The 20,393-nt window shown below is 68.9% G+C and carries 17 protein-coding genes; 14 read left to right on the top strand and 3 right to left on the bottom strand.

The window, feature by feature from the left end:
* Positions 1 to 25: 25 nt before the first annotated feature.
* The 8 genes from ACPT94_RS23795 (at position 26) to ACPT94_RS23760 (ending at position 10,923) form a co-directional block, all read left to right on the top strand.
* Positions 26 to 952 (top strand): carbohydrate ABC transporter permease, encoded by a 927-nt coding sequence (locus ACPT94_RS23795; protein WP_425246773.1) that lies wholly within the window; start codon positions 26 to 28, stop codon positions 950 to 952.
* A 2-nt stretch (positions 953 to 954) separates the two neighbouring features.
* Complete coding sequence (locus ACPT94_RS23790; RefSeq protein ID WP_425246772.1) at positions 955 to 1,878, top strand: carbohydrate ABC transporter permease; 924 nt, start codon at positions 955 to 957, stop codon at positions 1,876 to 1,878.
* A gap of 307 nt (positions 1,879 to 2,185) precedes the next feature.
* Positions 2,186 to 3,385, top strand: coding sequence for an ROK family transcriptional regulator (locus ACPT94_RS23785; RefSeq protein ID WP_360337870.1), 1,200 nt, complete (start codon positions 2,186 to 2,188; stop codon positions 3,383 to 3,385).
* 134 nt (positions 3,386 to 3,519) lie between these two features.
* Positions 3,520 to 4,602, top strand: coding sequence for a sugar ABC transporter substrate-binding protein (locus ACPT94_RS23780; protein ID WP_360337867.1), 1,083 nt, complete (start codon positions 3,520 to 3,522; stop codon positions 4,600 to 4,602).
* A 274-nt stretch (positions 4,603 to 4,876) separates the two neighbouring features.
* Positions 4,877 to 5,668, top strand: a complete 792-nt coding sequence (locus ACPT94_RS23775) for an ATP-binding cassette domain-containing protein (RefSeq protein WP_360337864.1) — start codon at positions 4,877 to 4,879, stop codon at positions 5,666 to 5,668.
* A complete protein-coding gene (locus ACPT94_RS23770; protein ID WP_425246771.1) occupies positions 5,665 to 7,023 on the top strand; it encodes a sugar ABC transporter permease in 1,359 nt (452 codons plus the stop codon). Before ACPT94_RS23775 ends, ACPT94_RS23770 begins: the two co-directional genes overlap by 4 nt.
* Positions 7,024 to 7,325: 302 nt before the next feature.
* Positions 7,326 to 9,254 carry a 1-deoxy-D-xylulose-5-phosphate synthase gene (gene dxs / locus ACPT94_RS23765; protein ID WP_425246770.1) on the top strand — a complete coding sequence of 643 codons (1,929 nt, stop codon included), beginning with the start codon at positions 7,326 to 7,328 and terminating at the stop codon, positions 9,252 to 9,254.
* A 148-nt stretch (positions 9,255 to 9,402) separates the two neighbouring features.
* A complete protein-coding gene (locus ACPT94_RS23760; protein ID WP_425246769.1) occupies positions 9,403 to 10,923 on the top strand; it encodes an amino acid permease in 1,521 nt (506 codons plus the stop codon).
* 121 nt (positions 10,924 to 11,044) lie between these two features.
* On the opposite strand, the gene ACPT94_RS23755 is transcribed toward ACPT94_RS23760, so the two are convergent.
* Positions 11,045 to 11,416 carry a PIN domain-containing protein gene (locus ACPT94_RS23755; RefSeq protein WP_189939087.1) on the bottom strand — a complete coding sequence of 124 codons (372 nt, stop codon included), beginning with the start codon at positions 11,414 to 11,416 and terminating at the stop codon, positions 11,045 to 11,047.
* Positions 11,417 to 11,496: 80 nt separating this feature from the next.
* Here ACPT94_RS23755 and ACPT94_RS23750 point away from each other — a divergent pair, with 80 nt between their 5' ends.
* The 3 genes from ACPT94_RS23750 (at position 11,497) to ACPT94_RS23740 (ending at position 13,473) form a co-directional block, all read left to right on the top strand.
* On the top strand, positions 11,497 to 12,522 hold the full coding sequence (locus ACPT94_RS23750) for a PLL family lectin (RefSeq protein ID WP_360337855.1): 1,026 nt from the start codon (positions 11,497 to 11,499) through the stop codon (positions 12,520 to 12,522).
* Positions 12,523 to 12,614: 92 nt separating this feature from the next.
* Entirely contained in the window at positions 12,615 to 13,310 is a 696-nt protein-coding gene (locus tag ACPT94_RS23745; protein WP_360337852.1) for a hyaluronoglucosaminidase, read from the top strand.
* A 10-nt stretch (positions 13,311 to 13,320) separates the two neighbouring features.
* Positions 13,321 to 13,473, top strand: a complete 153-nt coding sequence (locus ACPT94_RS23740; RefSeq protein ID WP_425246768.1) for a hypothetical protein — start codon at positions 13,321 to 13,323, stop codon at positions 13,471 to 13,473.
* Between the two features lie 54 nt (positions 13,474 to 13,527).
* Here ACPT94_RS23740 and ACPT94_RS23735 read toward each other — a convergent pair whose 3' ends face one another.
* Both ACPT94_RS23735 and ACPT94_RS23730 read right to left on the bottom strand, forming a co-directional pair.
* Positions 13,528 to 15,657: a 3-hydroxyacyl-CoA dehydrogenase NAD-binding domain-containing protein gene (locus ACPT94_RS23735; RefSeq protein ID WP_360337846.1), complete on the bottom strand. Its 2,130-nt coding sequence runs from the start codon at positions 15,655 to 15,657 to the stop codon at positions 13,528 to 13,530.
* Positions 15,654 to 16,874 carry a thiolase family protein gene (locus ACPT94_RS23730; protein ID WP_360337843.1) on the bottom strand — a complete coding sequence of 407 codons (1,221 nt, stop codon included), beginning with the start codon at positions 16,872 to 16,874 and terminating at the stop codon, positions 15,654 to 15,656. The genes ACPT94_RS23735 and ACPT94_RS23730 overlap by 4 nt, the downstream gene beginning before the upstream one ends.
* A 401-nt stretch (positions 16,875 to 17,275) precedes the next feature.
* Here ACPT94_RS23730 and ACPT94_RS23725 point away from each other — a divergent pair, with 401 nt between their 5' ends.
* The 3 genes from ACPT94_RS23725 to ACPT94_RS23715 are packed head-to-tail and all read left to right on the top strand — an operon-like array spanning position 17,276 to position 20,366.
* Positions 17,276 to 18,589 (top strand): extracellular solute-binding protein, encoded by a 1,314-nt coding sequence (locus tag ACPT94_RS23725; protein ID WP_360337840.1) that lies wholly within the window; start codon positions 17,276 to 17,278, stop codon positions 18,587 to 18,589.
* Entirely contained in the window at positions 18,589 to 19,539 is a 951-nt protein-coding gene (locus tag ACPT94_RS23720; RefSeq protein ID WP_360337837.1) for a carbohydrate ABC transporter permease, read from the top strand. The genes ACPT94_RS23725 and ACPT94_RS23720 overlap by 1 nt, the downstream gene beginning before the upstream one ends.
* Positions 19,536 to 20,366, top strand: a complete 831-nt coding sequence (locus ACPT94_RS23715) for a carbohydrate ABC transporter permease (RefSeq protein ID WP_360337834.1) — start codon at positions 19,536 to 19,538, stop codon at positions 20,364 to 20,366. The genes ACPT94_RS23720 and ACPT94_RS23715 overlap by 4 nt, the downstream gene beginning before the upstream one ends.
* Positions 20,367 to 20,393: the final 27 nt, after the last annotated feature.

The following is a 20,393-nucleotide window of genomic DNA, read 5'->3' as shown; positions in this document are numbered from 1 at the left end:
GCATTCTCACGGCACCGGAGTGGCGATGCAGCACGGCAAGTACCGGTTCATCGTGGGGTTTCTGGCGCTGCCCCTGGGACTGTACGCGCTCTTCGTGGTCTGGCCGTTCATCCAGTCCATCTACTACTCGTTCACGGACTGGACCGGTCTGAGCCCCGAATTCAAGATGGTCGGTCTGGACAATTACCGGAGGATGCTGGACGACGAGATCTTCTGGAAGTCCTTGCAGCACAGCTTGATGTTCGCGGTCGTGCTGCCGCTGGTGACGATCGGTCTGGCGCTCTTCTTCGCCTTCATGATCAATGTCGGCGGGCGCAGAAGGAAGGGCGGTCCGGCGATTTCCGGGGTCCGGGGATCCTCCTTCTACAAGATCGTGTATTTCTTCCCGCAGGTGCTGTCGATCGCCATCGTCGCGTTGTTGTTCGCCTTGGCCTACAACCCGGACAGCGGCGCGATCAACTCGCTGCTGCGGGGGGTCGGTCTGGACGGTGTCCAGCCGTTGTGGCTGGGCGATCCGGACCTCGCGCTGTGGTGCGTGATGGCGGTGCTCGTCTGGTCCACGGCCGGTTTCTTCGTGGTCCTGTTCTCCGCCGGCATGGCGTCGATCCCGGCGGACCTGTACGAGGCGGCGCTGCTCGACGGCGCGAACCGCGCCACCACCTTCTTCCGCGTCACCCTGCCGCTGCTGTGGGACACCGTGCAGTCCGGCTGGGTCTACATGGGCATCCTCGCGCTCGGCGCGGAGTCGTTCGCGGTGGTGCAGATCATGACGACCGGGCCCGGCGGCCCCGACTACTCGACCACCGTGATGGTCCTGTACGTGTACCAGAAGGCGTTCCGGGACGGTCAGGCCGCCTACGCCACCACCATCGGCGTCGCCCTGCTCGTCGTGACGCTGGCCTTCGCCGCGGCCGTGATGCGGCTGGGACGGCGCGAGCGGCTGGAGTACTGATCATGAAGACGACCCAGCCCCCCGCGCCCCTGCCGGCCGAGCCCGGCGTGCCCGTCACGAAGGCCGACGTACCGCCCCGGCGGCAGCCGGCGCGGAAGACGGAGGGCAAGGTCCTCAACGTCTTCTCGCACGGCGTCCTCGTCATCTGGGCGGTCATGGTGGTGCTGCCGCTGCTGTGGGCGGTCATGACCTCCTTCAAGGACGACAGCTCCATCTTCGGCTCGCCGTGGTCCCTGCCGGACAAACTGCACTTCGACAACTGGTCGCGGGCCTGGACCGAGGCCAACATGAGCGACTACTTCCTCAACACCGTGCTGGTGGTGGGGGGTTCACTCGTCGGCACGCTGGTCCTGGGCTCGATGGCGGCGTACGTCCTCGCCCGGTTCGACTTCCCGGGCAACCGCTTCATCTACTACCTCTTCGTCGGCGGCATGAGCTTCCCGATCATGCTGGCGCTGGTCCCGCTGTTCTACGTCGTGAACAACATGGGGCTGCTGAACACGATCCACGGCCTGATCCTCGTCTACATCGCGTACTCGCTGCCGTTCACGGTGTTCTTCCTCACGGCGTTCTTCCGCACGCTGCCCACGTCGGTGGCGGAGGCGGCGTTCGTCGACGGCGCCTCCCACAGCCGGACGTTCTTCCAGATCATGCTGCCGATGGCGAGACCCGGCCTGATCAGCGTCGGCATCTTCAACTTCCTGGGCCAGTGGAACCAGTACATGCTCCCGACGGTGCTCAACACCGACCCCGACAAGCGCGTCCTCACCCAGGGGCTGGTCCAGCTGGCCGTCAGCCAGGGCTACAAGGGCGACTGGTCGGGCCTCTTCGCGGGCCTGGTGATGGCGATGCTGCCGGTCCTGGCCGCGTACGTCGTCTTCCAGCGGCAGGTGGTGCGGGGGTTGACAGCGGGGGCGGTGAAGTAAACCTCCCGCCTTCAGGCGGCGTACGCGGACTCCCGGAGCGGCGGGGTCGGTGTGCGCCGCTTTTCATGTTATTAGGTCCGCTTTGTATGCTTTGAGCACCCTCACCCTGGCCGGACTTCCGCAACGCCCCGCACCCACCCCCGTACACCCCGCAACCCCCGGCGGAGTCGCTGTGCGCCCATGTGTTCGACACCGCGGAAACTGTTCAACCTCTTGACGGGAGGCAACCCGAACAGCTCAGCTTAGAGTTCACTAGTTGGACATAGACGGGGCCTCATTGAAGCGGTCCCGCGCGCAGGAGGTCGTCGTGGAGACTCCGGGGTCGCAGTCGTCGCTGCACCGAGCCAACCTGGAGCGAGTCGTACGTGCCGTGCGCCTGGCCGGATCCCTCACGCAGGCGGAGATCGCCCGGACGACCGGTCTGTCCGCGGCCACCGTCTCCAACATCGTGCGCGAGCTCAAGGACGGCGGAACAGTCGAGGTCACGCCCACCTCGGCCGGTGGCCGCAGGGCTCGCAGCGTCTCCCTGAGCGGTGACGCCGGCATCGTCATCGGGGTCGATTTCGGCCACACCCACCTCCGGGTCGCCGTCGGCAACCTCGCCCACCAGGTGCTTGCGGAGGAGTCCGAGCCGCTGGACGTGGACGCCTCCTCGACCCAGGGCTTCGACCGGGCGGAACAGCTGGTCAACCGTCTGCTCGAGGCCACGGGGGTCGACCGCGCGAAGATCGCCGGAGTGGGCCTCGGCGTGCCCGGGCCCATCGATCTGGAGTCCGGCACGCTCGGTTCCTCGGCCATCCTGCCCGGCTGGATCGGCACCAGGCCCGCCGAGGAGTTGCGGGGCCGCCTCGGCGTGCCCGTGCACGTGGACAACGACGCCAACCTGGGTGCCCTCGGCGAGCTGGTCTGGGGCAGCGGCAAGGGTGTCCGTGATCTTGCTTACATCAAGGTCGCGAGCGGTGTCGGCGCCGGTCTGGTGATCGACGGGAAGATCTACCGGGGGCCGGGCGGAACCGCGGGGGAAATCGGACATATTACACTCGATGAATCCGGCCCTGTCTGCCGCTGCGGCAACCGGGGCTGCCTGGAGACCTTCGCGGCCGCGCGCTATGTGCTCCCGCTCCTGCAGCCCAGTCACGGCACGGACCTGACGATGGAGGGCGTCGTGCGGCTGGCCAGGGAGGGAGACCCGGGCTGCCGTCGGGTGATCGCCGACGTCGGCCGCCACATCGGCAGTGGAGTCGCCAATCTCTGCAACCTGCTGAACCCGAGCCGGGTCGTCCTCGGCGGTGATCTCGCGGAGGCCGGTGAGCTGCTGCTCGGGCCGGTGCGGGAGTCCGTCGGCCGCTACGCGATCCCCAGCGCCGCACGCCAACTCTCCGTTCTCCCGGGGGCACTTGGGGGCCGTGCGGAGGTGCTCGGAGCACTCGCTCTCGCGCTCAGTGAGATGGGTGATTCGACCCTTTTGGACAGCACGCTGCATGCCGCGGCGCCCGCCTTCACTTAGAGAACGCATGAACCCGTTGCCATCTCGTTAAGTATTTACTTCTTGACGTCGAACTTGCGGCCGAGTTGACTTCGAGCCACCTCGGTCGCAGTGTTGCGGCCCTGTCAGGGAGGCACCCCCAAATGAACGCAACGATGCGTAGAGTCGTGATCGGCGCCACCGCCGTCTCCATGGCCCTGTCGATTGCCGCGTGCGGCAAGGCGGGCGACGACAAGGACGACTCCGGCAGCAGCTCGGACAGCAAGTCCATCGGCCTGCTGCTCCCCGACACCGTCACCGCGCGCTACGAGAAGTTCGACAAGCCGTACTTCGAGGCCAAGGTCAAGGAGCTGTGCTCCGACTGCGACGTCCAGTACGCGAACGCCGCGGCCGACCCAGCCAAGCAGGCCCAGCAGATGAGCAGCATGGTGACCAAGGGTGTGAAGGTCATCGTGGTCTCCGCCCAGGACTCCGCCGCGATCAAGTCCTCCATCAAGTCCGCGGTGGACAAGGGCGTCAAGGTCGTCGCGTACGACCGCCTCGCGCAGGGCCCCGTCTCGGCCTACGTCTCCTTCGACAACGTCAAGGTCGGCGAGCTCCAGGGCCAGGCCCTGCTCGACGCCCTCGGCGCCAAGGCGACCCCCAAGGCCAAGGTCGTCATGATCAACGGTGACGACGCCGACCCGAACGCCGGCCAGTTCAAGGAAGGCGCCCACAAGGTCCTCGACGGCAAGGTCGACATCGCCTACGAGCAGTCCGGCCTGTGGAAGGACACCGTCGCCGCCCAGAAGATGTCCGCGGCCATCACCCAGCTGGGCGCCAAGAACATCGCGGGCGTCTACGCCGCCAACGACGGCATGGCCGGTGGCATCGCCAACACCCTCAAGGGCGCGAAGATCAGCAACATCCCGCTGACCGGTCAGGACGCCGAGCTCGCCGCCATCCAGCGGATCGTCGCCGGCACCCAGTCCGCCACGGTCTACAAGGCCTACAAGCCCGAGGCCGACACCGCCGCCGAGCTCGCGGTCAACCTGCTCCAGGGCAAGGACATCAAGTCCCTGGCCGCCACCGAGGTGACCAGCGGCTCCGGCGACAAGGTGCCCGCCAAGCTGCTGACCCCGGTGTCGGTCACCAAGGCCAACATCAAGGACACGGTCGTCAAGGACGGTCTGTACACGGTCGCGGACATCTGCACCGCCGAATACGCCGCCGCCTGCAAGGCCGCCGGTCTTCAGTAACCCCGGCGCGCGACCCCGCGCACCCCGGTCCGGGTCCCGGTGAGGGACTCGGACCCAGACCGCCGAGCGGTCCCGCGAAACCCCGCCGACGCCTGCCCCACCTTCACACCCCGCTGCCGGGGCGGGCGTCGGACGGAACCGTTGCCAAGTGCAGCGGATTCGCCCATGTTCATCTTGTAAACCTCGTGCGGCGCCCGGCCTCCCGCCGCGGTCCGCACATCCCTCCGCGCACACCCCCAAGCGCGGCATCCCCGCCGGTCAGGCGGCGAAGGAGATGGTTCACGTGTCCGCTACGCCCGTGCTGGCGTTGCGCGGAGTCTCCAAGCGATTCGGTGCGGTCCAGGCACTCACCGACGTCGATCTGGAGGTCCACGCCGGAGAAGTGGTCGCCCTCGTGGGCGACAACGGCGCAGGTAAGTCGACTCTGGTCAAGACGATCGCCGGCGTCCACCCCATCGATGAGGGCGTCATCGAGTGGCAGGGCAAGCCGGTCAGCATCACCAAGCCGCACGACGCCCAGGGACTCGGCGTCGCGACGGTCTACCAGGACCTCGCGCTCTGCGACAACCTCGACGTGGTCGGCAACCTCTACCTCGGCCGCGAGCTGCTGCACCGGGGCGTCATCGACGAGGTGACGATGGAGAAGAACGCCCGCGAGCTGCTGTCCACGCTCTCCATCCGGATCCCGAGCGTGCGCATCCCGATCGCGAGCCTCTCCGGCGGTCAGCGCCAGGTCGTCGCCATCGCCCGCGCCCTGATCGGCGACCCCAAGCTCGTCATCCTCGACGAGCCCACCGCCGCCCTCGGCGTCGAGCAGACCGCGCAGGTCCTCGACCTGGTCGAGCGGCTGCGCGAGCGTGACCTCGCCGTCATCCTGATCAGCCACAACATGGCCGACGTCAAGGCGGTCGCGGACACCGTCGCCGTCCTGCGCCTGGGCAAGAACAACGGCTCCTTCCCCGTGAAGGACACCAGCCACGAAGAGATCATCGCCGCGATCACGGGCGCCACGGACAACGCCGTGACCCGTCGCGCGGAGCGGCGCACCGCGGAGGCGGCAAAGTGAGCGACACGTCGAAGACCGAGAAGACCGACAAGGCCCCCACGGCCACCAAGGTCGAGAAGACCGGGGGCGTGGTCGAGGCGCAGCCCACCGTCGCTCCCGCCGACGACCCCACGGCCGCGCCGGTCGCCGTCGTCGACCCGCGCCTGCTGGTCCGTGAACAGGGCCTCAAGGGCTACGTCACCGAGTTCAAGCGCAAGGTGAAGGGCGGCGAGCTGGGCTCGCTGCCGGTGGTCATCGGACTGATCGTCATCTGGACGATCTTCCAGCTGCAGAACGACCGCTTCCTGAGCGCCGACAACCTCTCGAACATCAGCTACTACCTGTCGGCCACCGGCATGCTCGCCATCGGCCTGGTGTTCGTCCTGCTGCTCGGCGAGATCGACCTGTCGGTCGGCTCGGTCAGCGGTCTGGCCTCCACCCTGTTCGCCGTGTTCGTGGTGAACAAGGGCATGAACCCCTGGTTGTCGCTGGTCCTCGCGATCCTCACCGGCATCGCCATCGGCGCCCTGCACGGCTGGTTCTTCGCCAAGATCGGCGTACCGGCGTTCGTCGTCACCCTGGCCGGCTTCCTCGGCTGGAACGGTCTGATGCTGTGGCTGCTGGGCGACAGCGGCACGATCAACATCCCGTCCGAATCCGGCCCGGTCCACCTGCTCGGCCAGAGCTCCTTCTTCATGGACCAGGCCATCATCGGCGCGTACCTGCTGGCCGGCCTCGGTGTCGTGCTGACCCTCGTCGGCAACTTCAACGAGCAGCGCCGCCGCAAGGCCGCCGGTGTGCCGTTCCGGCCGACCAGCGAGATCCTGCTGCGCGTCGGTGCGCTCGCCGTCGCGTCCTTCGTCGCCGCGGCCGTGCTCAACGACGCGGCCGGTGTCTCCAACGCGCTGGTGATCTTCCTGGCGGCCCTGGTGATCGTCGACTTCGTGCTCCGTCGCACGACGTACGGCCGCAAGGTGTTCGCGGTGGGCGGCGGCATCGAGGCGGCCCGCCGTGCCGGTATCAACGTGCCGCTGATCCGCATCACCGTGTTCGCCATCTCCGGCGGCTTCGCGGCGATCGGCGGTATGTTCTTCGCCGGTCAGACCGCGAGCGCGACGCTCAGCGCCGGTGGCGGCAACACGCTGATGCTCGCGATCGCCGCGGCCGTCATCGGTGGCACCAGCCTCTTCGGCGGTCGGGGCACGGTGTGGTCGGCGCTGCTGGGCATGCTGGTCATCCAGTCGATCCAGACGGGTCTGGACCTGCTGAACATGAACACCTCGATCCAGTACATGATCACCGGTGGTGTTCTGCTCGGCGCGGTGGTCATCGACTCCGTCTCCCGCAGGAGCCAGAAGGCCGCAGGGCGGGGTTAGCGGTTCGCGGAAGCGCCGTAGGGGTGCGGTGCGTTTGCGGGTGCCGGTCCGTTGTGGCTGGTCGCGCAGTTCCCCGCGCCCCTTCAGGCCGGTTGCAGTCCCCTTCCCTGCCCGACAACTCCCTGCCTGGTAGCCCGGCACCGTCTTCGGTGCCGGGCACAGGCGTGTCATAGGGAGGGCCATTCCGGGTACCGCCGTTGCGTGACGGATCACGTACGGGCCCGGCGCTCGGCGTCCGGGCGGAACATTAGACTCGATGCGCCCGGAAACAGCTCGATCAGCTCTACTGCAAGGAGGCACGGGTGCCGCTGCTGACCCGCATCAGGGGACCGCGTGATCTGGACCGGCTCAGCCTGGAGGAGCTGGACCAGCTGGCAGGGGAGATCCGGAGCTTCCTGGTCGACGCCGTTTCCAAGACCGGCGGCCATCTCGGCCCCAACCTCGGGGTGGTCGAGCTCACCATCGCCCTGCACCGGGTCTTCGAGTCGCCGAAGGACAAGGTGCTGTGGGACACGGGCCACCAGTCCTATGTGCACAAGCTGCTCACCGGACGGCAGGACTTCTCCCGGCTGAAGATGAAGGGCGGCCTGTCCGGCTACCCCTCGCAGGCCGAGTCCGAGCACGACGTCATCGAGAACAGCCACGCCTCCACGGTGCTCGGCTGGGCCGACGGCATCGCCAAGGCCAACCAGCTTCTGCGCCGCGACAGCCATGTCGTCGCCGTGATCGGTGACGGCGCGCTGACCGGCGGGATGGCCTGGGAGGCGCTGAACAACATCGCCGAGGCCAAGGACCGCCCGCTCGTCATCGTCGTCAACGACAACGAGCGGTCGTACGCCCCGACCATCGGCGGTCTCGCCAACCACCTGGCGACGCTGCGGACGACCGACGGCTACGAGCGCTTCCTGGCCCGGACCAAGGAGATCCTCGACCGCACGCCGGTCGTCGGAAAGCCGCTGTACGAGACGCTGCACGGGGCCAAGAAGGGCCTCAAGGACTTCATCGCGCCGCAGGGGATGTTCGAGGACCTCGGGCTGAAGTACGTCGGGCCGATCGACGGTCACGACATCGAGGCCCTGGAGTCGGCGCTGGCGCGCGCCAAGCGGTTCGGCGGGCCCGTCATCGTGCACTGCCTCACCGAGAAGGGCCGCGGCTACCAGCCCGCCCTCCAGGACGAGGCCGACCGCTTCCACGCCGTCGGCAAGATCCACCCGGACACGGGTCTGCCGATCTCCAGCTCCGGCGCCGACTGGACCTCCGTCTTCGGCGACGAGATGGTCAAGCTCGGCGAGGAGCGCGAGGACATCGTCGCCATCACCGCCGCCATGCTCCAGCCCGTCGGGCTCGACAAGTTCGCCAAGGCCTTCCCCGAGCGGGTCTACGACGTCGGCATCGCCGAGCAGCACGGCGCCGTCTCCGCGGCGGGCCTCGCGCACGCGGGCGTGCACCCCGTCTTCGCCGTCTACGCCACCTTCCTCAACCGCGCCTTCGACCAGGTCCTGATGGACGTGGCCCTCCACAAGTGCGGGGTGACCTTCGTCCTGGACCGGGCCGGCGTCACCGGCACCGACGGCGCCTCCCACAACGGCATGTGGGACATGTCGATCCTCCAGGTCGTGCCGGGGCTGCGGCTGGCCGCTCCGCGGGACGCCGACCAGGTGCGGGCCCAGCTGCGCGAGGCCGTCCAGGTCGACGACGCGCCGACCGTGGTCCGCTTCTCCAAGGGTGCCGTCGGCCCCGCCGTACCCGCCGTGGGACGCGTCGGCGGCATGGACGTGCTGCGCGAGCCGGGGACCGACCGGCCCGACGTGCTGCTCGTCTCGGTGGGCGCCCTGGCGCCGATGTGCCTGGAGATCGCGAGCCTGCTCGACCAGCAGGGCATCTCCACCACCGTCGTCGACCCGCGCTGGGTCAAGCCCGTCGACGAGGCCATGGCCCCGCTCGCCGAGCGGCACCGTGTCGTCGTCACCGTCGAGGACAACTCCCGCGTGGGTGGTGTCGGCTCCGCCGTCGCCCAGGCCCTGCGCGACGCAGGCGTCGACGTCCCGCTGCGCGACTTCGGCATCCCGCCGCGCTTCCTCGACCACGCCTCGCGCGCCGAGGTCATGGCCGAGATCGGCCTCACCGCCCCCGACATCGCCCGTCAGGTCACCGGCCTGGTGTCCAAGCTGGACGGACGGTTCGCCGGCACGGCGGCGGAGGTCGACTCCGTGGAGCCCGCCCGCGACTGACATGCCCGACCGGGCCGGTTGTGCCACCGTGTGAAGAGGCGCAACCGGCCCTTTCGCGTGAGACGAGCCCACGCCGGGGCATACGCACTACGCCCCCTCTCGATCATGCCGAGCAGGTCGAGGACGACGCAGCGTGGGAGGTAAGCCCGTGAGCAGCACTCTCTTCCGGACGAAGAAAGTCGAACAGTCCATCCTCGATACCGAGGAGCCCGAGCACGCGCTCAAGAAAACCTTGTCCGCGCTGGATCTGACCGTCTTCGGTGTCGGTGTCATCATCGGCACCGGCATCTTCGTCCTCACCGGCACGGTGGCCAAGAACAACGCCGGTCCCGCCGTCGCACTGGCCTTCGTGGTGTCCGGTGTCGTCTGCGCGCTCGCCGCGCTCTGCTACGCCGAGTTCGCCTCCACCGTCCCGGTGGCGGGCTCCGCCTACACCTTCTCGTACGCCTCCCTCGGTGAGTTCCCCGCCTGGATCATCGGCTGGGACCTGGTCCTGGAGTTCGCGCTGGGCACGGCGGTGGTCGCCGTCGGCTGGTCCGGGTACGTCGCCTCGCTGCTCGACAACGCGGGGTGGCACCTGCCGGCGGCGCTCGGCACCCGGGACGGGGCCGAGGGCTTCGGCTTCGACATCCTCGCCGCCGCGCTCGTCCTGGTGCTCACCGCCATCCTCGTCATCGGCACCAAGCTCTCCGCGCGCGTCACCTCGCTCGTCGTCGCCGTCAAGGTGACGGTCGTCCTCACCGTGATCATCGCGGGCGCCTTCCTCGTCGACGGCCACAACTACGAGCCGTTCATCCCCAAGGAGCAGCCCGTGGAAGCCGGCGGGGGTCTCCAGGCCCCGCTGATCCAGCTGATGTTCGGGTGGGCGCCCTCCAACTTCGGCGTGATGGGCATCTTCACCGCCGCGTCCGTCGTCTTCTTCGCCTTCATCGGCTTCGACGTCGTCGCCACGGCCGCCGAGGAGACCAGGAACCCGCAACGCGACATGCCACGCGGCATCCTCGGCTCCCTCCTCATCTGCACGACCCTCTACGTGGCCGTGTCGATCGTCGTGACCGGCATGGAGCACTACAGCAAGCTGTCCATCACCGCGCCGCTCGCCGACGCGTTCAAGGCCACCGGGCACCCCTGGTTCGCGGGCTTCATCAGCTTCGGCGCCGCCGTCGGCCTCACCACGGTCTGCATGATCCTGCTGCTCGGTCAGACCCGCGTCTTCTTCGCGATGAGCCGCGACGGACTGCTGCCGCGCTTCTTCTCCCACGTCCACCCGCGGTTCAGGACCCCGCACCGGCCGACCATCCTGCTCGGCGTGCTCATCGCGATCCTCGCCGGTTTCACGCCCCTGAGCGAGCTCGCCGAACTGGTGAACATCGGCACCCTCTTCGCGTTCGTGGTCGTCGCCATCGGCGTGATCATCCTCCGCCGCACCCGCCCCGACCTGCACCGGGCCTTCCGCACCCCCTGGGTGCCGGTCATCCCGATCCTGTCGGTGGCCGCCTCCCTCTGGCTGATGCTCAACCTCCCCGCCGAGACCTGGCTCCGCTTCGCCGTCTGGATGGCGATCGGCTTCCTCGTCTACTTCCTCTACGGCCGCTCCCACAGCCGGCTGGGCCGCCACCACGAGACCACGGTCGATCAGGTGACCAAGGGCCAACCCGGCGAGGACTGACCGACACCCTTTCCCGCCCTCTCCGGCCCCGCACGTCCTGCTCCCGCGGGGACGCGGGGCCGGAGGCACATGTCCGGCGGGTTTCCCGGCGAGTTGCTCTCCCCGTCCCGGAGCGCTGCCCTCAACCCCGTACCGTCCGCGGCCCCGTGACCTCGGCGCCCAGCTCCGTCACCCGGCGGCGCAGCTCGCGGTCGGCCGTGACGACCAGGCGGGGGCGGTCGGCGGCCCGGGCGACCAGGCCGACGATGTGGTCGTCGCCGCTGCCGGGCGCCGACTCCACCCGTACGCCGGGCACCGGCTCCACGCCGCGGGCGGCGCCCTCGACGACGAGGACGATGTCCACGGGCCCGGAGTGTCCCGGGAGCCCGTCGGCGGCCAGCCGGTCGCGCAGCCGTCGCGCGGCGCCCCGCCGGTCGCGCCACCAGCCGTCGGGCACCGACCCGACGACGTTCGCGGCGTCGACGATCACCAGCAGGGGGGTGTTGTGGTCCATGGGGCCCAGGGTCGCACGGACAGGGCACCGGGCGTGCCCCGAGCGAAGTGGCCTGAGGGGGACCGTCATACAGTGGGCGGGTGAACGGCGAATGGCTCATACGAGGCCGCGACGGGCGGCTCAGTGTCTACCTGACGTCGGACGACACCGTCCTGTGCCGGGCGGAGCGCACCCCTGGCGGCCCCTGGGAACCGCCGCGCGGCGTCGGCGGAGACCAGAAGGTGCAGCCGGGCGTCGCGGTCGGACAGGGCGCCGACGGCTATGCCCATCTGGCCTCCTGGCGGCCGACCACGGCGGGGGAGGCGGAGCTGGTGCACTCCACCCACTTCCGGCCCCGGCTCGCCGCCCTGGACTGGTCCCCGTGCGGTCATGGCCACCCCAGCAAGAAGGGCGTGCGCACGGGCACACCCGCCGTGGCCGTGGACGCCCAGGGGCGGGCGCATGTCTTCGTGCGCAACGTCGGCACCGGGATCAGCATGGTCGCCCAGAAGGAGAAGGGCGGCTGGGACCCGTGGCGCGACCTCAAGGGGCAGGGCGTCCAGGGGCCGCCGGTCGCGGTGACGGGGGAGTCCGGGTGCGTCGAGGCCTACGCGGCCGTGTCCGGGGCGATCCTGTACTGGCGTCAGGAGCAGCCGGGCGCCATCCCGGTGCGGGGGGAGCCCCTGGAGGCGCCGGTCCGCCCGGGCACCCTGCGGGCCCTCGCCACCTCCGCCGAGCACACCACGCTCTTCTTCACCGACGACGACTCCGGCGACCTGTGCGCCTGGCGCCCCGGCGGAAAGCCCGTTCCGCTGCTCCCCGCGGCCGGGCCCGGCGCGGTCGCCGCCGTGCGCTGTGAACTCGACGGCCACGACTGCACGTTGCTCGCCCAGCGCTCCACCAGCGGCCGTGTCGCCTTCGCCGCCTACCCCACCGAGGACGAGACAGCCGGCGCCTGGTGGACCGAGTCAGGCCCCCAACTCCCGGACGACGCCCGGGTGGCGCTCACGAAGGACCACGAGGACCGCGTCGTCGCGGCCACCCTCTCGCCGTCGACCGGCCGCCTCCTCGTCACCCGCCGCAAGGACGAGCCGGGGCTGGCGTTGCGGGCGTGGCAGGAGGTCTGAGCGGCCCGCGGGACGTTGTGCTCTTCGGGTGAAGGATGATCACATGACCTGCGTACGGCACCGACTCCGGTACGCAGAAAGCGAGTACACGCATGGCAGTGGGACGAAGAGTGTTCCTCGGCGCCTTCACCGCGGGCGCCGTGACCGTCGCGACCGGCACGGAGGCGGCCGCGGAGGGCGAGTACACCCAGTACACCGCGCCGGCCGCGTTCTACGGGGCGTCGCCGACGGAGTACGTCGTCAAGATCAACTATGCGGCCACGTCCGGCAACATGGCGGCGCTGAACGTCACTTCGCAGAACCCCGAGTCCTCCGCGATGTACATCACCGGCCATGAGCAGGCGGCACGCGGCACGCTGAAGATCTCCCACATGGGGTACGCCGACGGCTCGGACCACGGCGCGTCCGGGCTCTCCATCGACCTGAGGACGAAGGGCACCGCCTCACAGGGCATCTTCGTGACCGCGACCGACGGGCCGACCAAGGGCGCCCTGATCGTGCTGCGGAACAACGACGGCCTGGAGGACCTCGTCGTCAAGGGCACGGGCCGCACCGGCATCGGCATCGGCCGCGGGGACACTCCCGGCGGCCAGCTCCACGTGGTCCAGCGGTCCGAGGCCCCCGCACTGCTCGTCGAGGGCACGGCGCGAGTCGACGGCGCGGCACGGCTCGACGACGTCGCCGCCGAGCCGGACGAGGCGGCCGGTGGCGGTTCCCTCTACGCGCGGGCCGGCGCCCTGTACTGGAAGGGCGGCGACGGCACCGTCACCCGGCTGGCCGGCGCGTAGGAGGGACGAGATGGAACTGACGCCTGACCAACTCGTCTCCGAGTTCCACGACGCCGTCATGGAGCTCTACTTCGCGCGCAAGCGCATAGCGCTGCTGGAGGCGGAGAACGCCGAGCTGAAAGCCCGGCTCGCCGCGGCCGGGCAGGACGACACCCGCACGTGAAAGAGGGCCTCCGCCACGACGGCGGAGGCCCTCTTCACCTGCCCTGTGGGGCCGTCACGCCGGAACCGACGCCACGCCCGGAGCCAGGAACTTCTTGCCGTTCACCCGCTCCGACACACCCTCGCGGTCCAGGTACGGCGTGATGCCGCCCAGGTGGAAGGGCCAGCCGGCACCGGTGATCAGGCAGAGGTCGATGTCCTGGGCCTCGGCGACGACGCCCTCGTCGAGCATCAGCCCGATCTCCTGCGCCACCGCCTCCAGGACACGAGCGCGCACCTGCTCCTCGGTCAGGACGGTGTCGCCCTGCTTCAGCAGCGCGGCGACCTCCGGGTCCAGCTCGGGCTTGCCGCTGTCGTAGACGTAGAAGCCGCGCTTGCCCGCCTCGACGACCGCCTTGAGGTTCGGGGAGACCGTGAAGCGGTCCGGGAAGGCCCGGTTGAGGGTCTCCGAGACGTGCAGGCCGATGGCCGGGCCGACCAGCTCGAGCAGGACCAGCGGGGACATCGGCAGGCCGAGCGGCTCGACGCCCTTCTCCGCGACCTCGACCGGGGTGCCCTCGTCGATGACGTTCTGCACCTCGCCCATGAAGCGGGTCAGGATGCGGTTCACGACGAACGCCGGGGCGTCCTTCGTCAGCACGGCCGTCTTCTTCAGCTTCTTGGCGACGGCGAACGCGGTGGCCAGCGAGGCGTCGTCCGTCTTCTCGCCACGGACGATCTCCAGCAGCGGGAGCACGGCCACCGGGTTGAAGAAGTGGAAGCCGACGACCCGCTCGGGGTTCTTCAGCTTCGACGCCATCTCGGTGACGGACAGCGAGGAGGTGTTGGTGGCGAAGATCGCGTGCGCCGGGGCGACCGCCTCGACCTCCGCGAACACCTGCTGCTTGACGCCGATCTCCTCGAACACGGCCTCGATGACGAAGTCCGCGTCGGAGAAGCCCTCGGCCTTGTCCAGCACACCGGTGACCAGGGCCTTGAGGCGGTTGGCCTTGTCCTGGTTGATACGGCCCTTGCCGAGCAGCTTGTCGATCTCGGCGTGGACGTAGCCCACACCCTTGTCGACGCGCTCCTGGTCGATGTCGGTCAGCACGACCGGCACCTCCAGGCGGCGCAGGAACAGCAGCGCGAGCTGGGAGGCCATCAGACCGGCGCCGACGACACCGACCTTGGTGACCGGACGGGCCAGCGACTTGTCCGGGGCGCCCGCGGGGCGCTTGCCGCGCTTCTGCACCAGGTTGAACGCGTAGATGCCGGCGCGCAGTTCCCCGCCCATGATCAGGTCGGCGAGCGCCTTGTCCTCGGCGTCGTAGCCCTGCTGCAGGTCGCCGTTCTTGGCGGTGGCGATGATGTCGAGGGCGCGGTAGGCGGCCGGGGCCGCGCCGTGCACCTTGCCGTCCGCGATGAAGCGGCCCTTGGCGACGGCCTGGTCCCAGGCCTCGCCGCGGTCGATCACCGGACGCTCGACCTCGATGTCGCCCTTGAGGACGTTGGCCGTCCAGATCAGCGACTGCTCCAGGAAGTCCGCACCCTCGAAGATCGCGTCCGCGATACCGAGGTCGAAGACCTGCTGGCCCTTGAGCTGCTTGTTCTGGTTGAGGCTGTTCTCGATGATCACCGAGACGGCCTTGTCGGCGCCGATCAGGTTCGGCAGCAGCGTGCAGCCGCCCCAGCCGGGGACCAGGCCGAGGAAGACCTCGGGGAGCGAGAACGCCGGGAGCGCCTTGCTGACGGTCCGGTACTGGCAGTGCAGACCGACCTCGACGCCACCGCCCATCGCGGCACCGTTGTAGTACGCGAAGGTCGGGACCGCGAGGCCGGACAGGCGCTTGAAGACCTCGTGGCCGCCCTTGCCGATGGCGAGCGCGTGGTCGTACTCCTTGAGGAGCTCGACACCCTTCAGGTCCGCGCCGACGGCGAAGATGAACGGCTTGCCGGTGACGCCGACACCGACGATCTCGCCGGCCGCGGCCTCCTTCTCGACCTGGTCGATCGCGGTGTTGAGGTTCGCCAGCGACGCCGGGCCGAAGGTGGTCGGCTTGGTGTGGTCGAAGCCGTTGTCCAGCGTGATGAGCGCGAAGCGCCCGGCGCCGAACGGCAGGTCGAGGTGGCGTACGTGCGCCGACGTCACGACCTCGTCGGGGAACAGCTCGGCCGCGCCCTTCAGGAGTTCAGCGGTGGTGCTCACTTGTTGCCTCCGTCGAAGTGCGGGTTCTCCCAGATGACCGTCGCGCCCATGCCGAAGCCGACGCACATGGTGGTCAGGCCGTAGCGGACCTGCGGCTGCTCCTCGAACTGACGGGCCAGCTGCGTCATCAGACGGACGCCGGAGGAGGCGAGCGGGTGACCGAACGCGATCGCGCCGCCGTACTGGTTGACGCGCTCGTCGTCGTCCGCGATGCCGTAGTGGTCCAGGAAGGCCAGGACCTGGACGGCGAAGGCCTCGTTGATCTCGAACAGGCCGATGTCGGAGATCGACAGGCCCGCCTGGGCGAGCGCCTTCTCCGTGGCCGGGATCGGGCCGTAGCCCATGACCTCCGGCTCGACGCCCGCGAAGGCGTAGCTGACGAGGCGCATCTTGACCGGCAGGCCGTTCTCGCGCGCGAAGTCCTCGGACGCGATGAGGGAGGCGGTCGCGCCGTCGTTCAGACCGGCCGCGTTACCGGCGGTGACCCGGCCGTGGACGCGGAACGGCGTCTTGAGACCGGAGAGGTTCTCCAGGGTCGTGCCCGGACGCATCGGCTCGTCGGCCGTCACGAGGCCCCAGCCGGTCTCGCCGCCCTCCGGGTTGGTCCGGCGCACCGAGATCGGCACCAGGTCGGCCTGGATCTTGCCGTTGGCGTACGCCTTGGCGGCCTTCTCCTGGGAGCGCACCGCGTACTCGTCGGCGCGCAGCTTGGTGATCTGCGGGTAGCGGTCGTGCAGGTTCTCCGCGGTCATGCCCATGAACAGGGCGGACTCGTCGACCAGCTTCTCGCTGACGAACCGCGGGTTCGGGTCGACGCCCTCGCCCATCGGGTGACGGCCCATGTGCTCGACACCGCCCGCGACGGCGATGTCGTACGCGCCGAAGGCGACGGAGCCGGCGACCGTGGTGACGGCGGTCAGGGCGCCCGCGCACATGCGGTCGATGGAGTAGCCGGGGACCGACTGGGGGAGACCGGCCAGGATCCCGGCCGTGCGGCCGATGGTCAGGCCCTGGTCACCGATCTGCGTGGTCGCTGCGATGGCGACCTCGTCGATCTTCGCAGGGTCGAGACCGGGGTTGCGGCGCAGCAGCTCCCGGATCGCCTTCACGACGAGGTCGTCGGCGCGGGTCTCGTGGTAGATGCCCTTCGGGCCCGCCTTGCCGAACGGGGTACGGACGCCGTCGACGAAGACGACGTCCCTGACGGTACGAGGCACGATGGCTCTCCTCCAGGGTGCGGGGCGCTGAGCGCGCGCTTACGACCATGCTACTAGTGGGTAACGTAGCTGCCCAGTCCTGGCGGGTCGAGCGGCGAAGGTCACACCCCTCGATGTGTCCCGTCACGGCGCCCGGCACCGCCCCCACCCCCGGCCTCGCGCGACGATCCGGTGGCGCGGCCGCGGCCGGGAGCATGTCCTGCCCGAGCCGCAGGATCCGTCCCCCTGGTGGGCGGTTTCGCCCTGGAGACACGCACTCCCTAAACCGGTAAATCCCGTCCTGAGCGCACTCTCTTCATCCTTGGCGGATTTGAGACTTCACCGGTTGAGAAAGCGCTGTCAGAGTGCCGAATCAGCCAACCCGCTCGTGCTCGTCCGTCCCGAGAACGGAGCTGACGCACATGAACCGCCGTACAGTCCTCGCCATGGTCGCGGGAGCCGCCCTGCTGCTCCCCGGCTGCACCGGTACAGCAGGCACCTCGAAGGGCGCGGAGGCCGAGGCGCCCGACGACCCCTCGCAAGTGAGCGGAAACATCACGGTCCTCACCGTGCGCACCGACCTCGTGCAGAACGGCACGATGAAAAAGTACGCCGCCGAGTTCAACAAGACCTACCCCAAGGTGAAGGTCGAGTTCCAGGGCCTCACCAACTACGAGGCCGAGATCAAGATCCGGATGAACACGGAGGACTACGGCGACGTCCTGCTGATCCCGGGAGTGATCGAGAAGAACGACTACCCGAAGTTCTTCGCGTCCCTCGGCACCGAGGCCGAACGCGCCAAGAAGTACCGCTTCACCGACTTCACCACCGTCGACGGCAAGGTCTACGGCCAGAGCCCGGTCGGGGTGATGCCCGGCTTCGTCTACAACAAGCGGGTCTGGCGGGAGGCCGGCGTCACAAGATGGCCCACCACCCCCGACGAGTTCCTCGCCGGTCTGAAGGCCATCAAGGAGAAGACGGACGCGACCCCCTACTACACCAACTTCGCCGCCCAGTGGCCGCTCACCTCCTGGACCTTCGTCAACGGCTCGGTCCACTGCGACCCGCAGGCGACGACGAAGCTCACCGAGGGCGACCCGTGGGCGGAGGGCTCCGACCTGCGCGTCGGCGACACGCTGCTGTACGACATCGTCAAGCAGGGCCTCGCCGAGAAGGACCCGACGACCACCAACTGGGAACTGTCCAAGCCGCAGTTGGCGAAGGGCGAGATCGCCACCCAGTGGCTCGGCACCTGGGCGATCGTCCAGTTCCAGGACGCGGCGAGGAAGGCCGGCGTGAACCCGGACGACATCGGTTTCATGCCCTTCCCGGCCCAGCCGGGCGGGAAGTTCTGCTCGACCATCGGCCCCGACTACCACCAGGCCGTCAACATCCACTCCCCGCACAAGGAGGCGGCCCGCGCCTGGATCGACTGGTTCACCGACAAGTCCGGCTACGACAAGGACAACCTGGCCATCTCCCCGCTCAAGGACGCCTCGATGCCCCAGGTGCTCAAGCCGTACGAGGACGCGGGGGTGAAGCTCATCGAGCTGGACGACTCGGCCGGCTCAAAGGTCAAGCAGATCGACAACGAGTCCGAGGTCGGCATCAACAAGCCCGAGTACCGCCAGGACCTCGTCGACCTCGCGCGCGGAGCGAAGAAGGGCAGTCTGGACGACTTCTTCGCCGACCTCGGCAAGAAGTGGACCGAGACCCAGAAGAACGTGGGCTCCTGATGACGGACACCACCGAGAAGGCGGACCTCCGGGCCGTGGCGCCGGCCCCGGAGTCCGCCACCCCCCGGCGGGCCCCGCGCCGGGCGCGCGTCCGGCGGACCGTCACCCCCTGGCTCTTCCTGCTCGCCCCCCTCGCCCTCCTGATCACCTTCACCTACGCGCCGATCGCCAACATGGTCGCGTACAGCTTCACCGACTGGGACGGAGTGAGCCCCGAACTGCACTACACGGGCGTGGAGAACTACGAGGAGCTCTTCACGCGGGAAGACCTCTTCCAGGTGTTCTGGGTCAGCGGCTACTACCTCGCCGCCTCCGTCGTCCAGATCGTCGCCGCGCTGTACTTCGCGACGATCCTCAGCTTCAACCTCCGCTTCCGGAACTTCTTCAAGGGCGTGCTGTTCTTCCCGTCCCTGGTCAACGGCGTCGCGATCGGCTTCGTCTTCCTCTACTTCTTCCAGGACGGCGGCACCCTCGACACGGTCCTCGGCCTCTTCGGGTACGACACGGACCACGCCTGGCTGGGCACGCCGTTCTCCGCGAACACCTCACTCGCCGGCGTCTCCGTCTGGCGCTACCTGGGCATGAACTTCGTCCTGTTCCTGGGCGCGATCCAGTCCATCCCCGGGGAGCTGTACGAGGCGTCCGAGCTGGACGGCGCGAACCGCTGGCACCAGTTCCGTCACATCATCCTGCCCGGGATCAAGCCGGTGCTGACCCTGACCGTGATCCTCTCGGTCTCCGGCTCCCTCTCCGCCTTCGAGATCCCGTACATCATGACGGGCGGGGCGACCGGCACCGAGACCTTCGTCATCCAGACCGTGAAGCTGGCCTTCCAGTTCAACAAGACGGGGCTCGCCTCCGCGGCGGCCGTCGTACTGCTGCTGATCATCCTGCTGGTGACCTGGGTGCAGCGACGCCTCGTCCCCGACGACAGGGTGGACCTCGTATGACACGCCGAACCGTTGCCCGCGCCCTCGTGTACCTGTCGCTGGTCCTCGCGGCGGTGGTCGTCCTGCTCCCGCTCGGCGTCGTCTTCCTGACCTCGCTGAAGACCGAGAACGAGACGGCGAACGACGGCGGAGCCCTCACGCTCCCGCGCGACCCGCTCAACTTCGACAACTACGTGACCGCGTTCCAGGACGGCGGCATGCCGGCGGCCTTCGGCAACACCGCCTTCATCCTGCTGATCTCCGTCGGCGGTACGGTCCTCATCGGCTCGATGACGGCCTACGCGATCGACCGCTTCACCTTCCGCTTCCGGAAACTGGTGGTCGCCCTCTTCCTGGTCGCCGCCCTGGTTCCCGGCGTGACCACGCAGGTGGCCACCTTCCAGATCGTCCACGGCTTCGGCCTGTTCGACACCCGCTGGGCCCCGATCGCCCTCTACACGGGCACGGACATCGTGTCGATCTACATCTTCCTGCAGTTCGTCCGCTCGATCCCGGTCTCCCTGGACGAGGCGGCCCGCCTCGACGGCGCCAACGCCTTCACCATCTACCGGAAGATCATCTTCCCGCTGCTGAAACCGGCGATCGCGACGGTCGTGATCGTGAAGGGGATCGCCGTCTACAACGACTTCTACATCCCCTTCCTCTACATGCCGTCCCAAGATCTTGGCGTGATCTCGACATCACTGTTCCGCTTCAAGGGGCCCTACGCCGCCCACTGGGAGACGATCTCGGCAGGAGCGGTGCTGGTGATCCTGCCGACGCTGATCGTCTTCCTGGCGCTGCAGAAGTACATCTACAACGGTTTCATGAGAGGGGCGACCCGATGAGGCCCCTGCCGGGGCGCGGGGCCGCGC

Source organism: Streptomyces aurantiaciflavus, assembly GCF_049808595.1.
Classification (GTDB): Bacteria; Actinomycetota; Actinomycetes; order Streptomycetales; family Streptomycetaceae; genus Streptomyces.
This window is presented reverse-complemented; position numbering and strand designations above follow the sequence as displayed.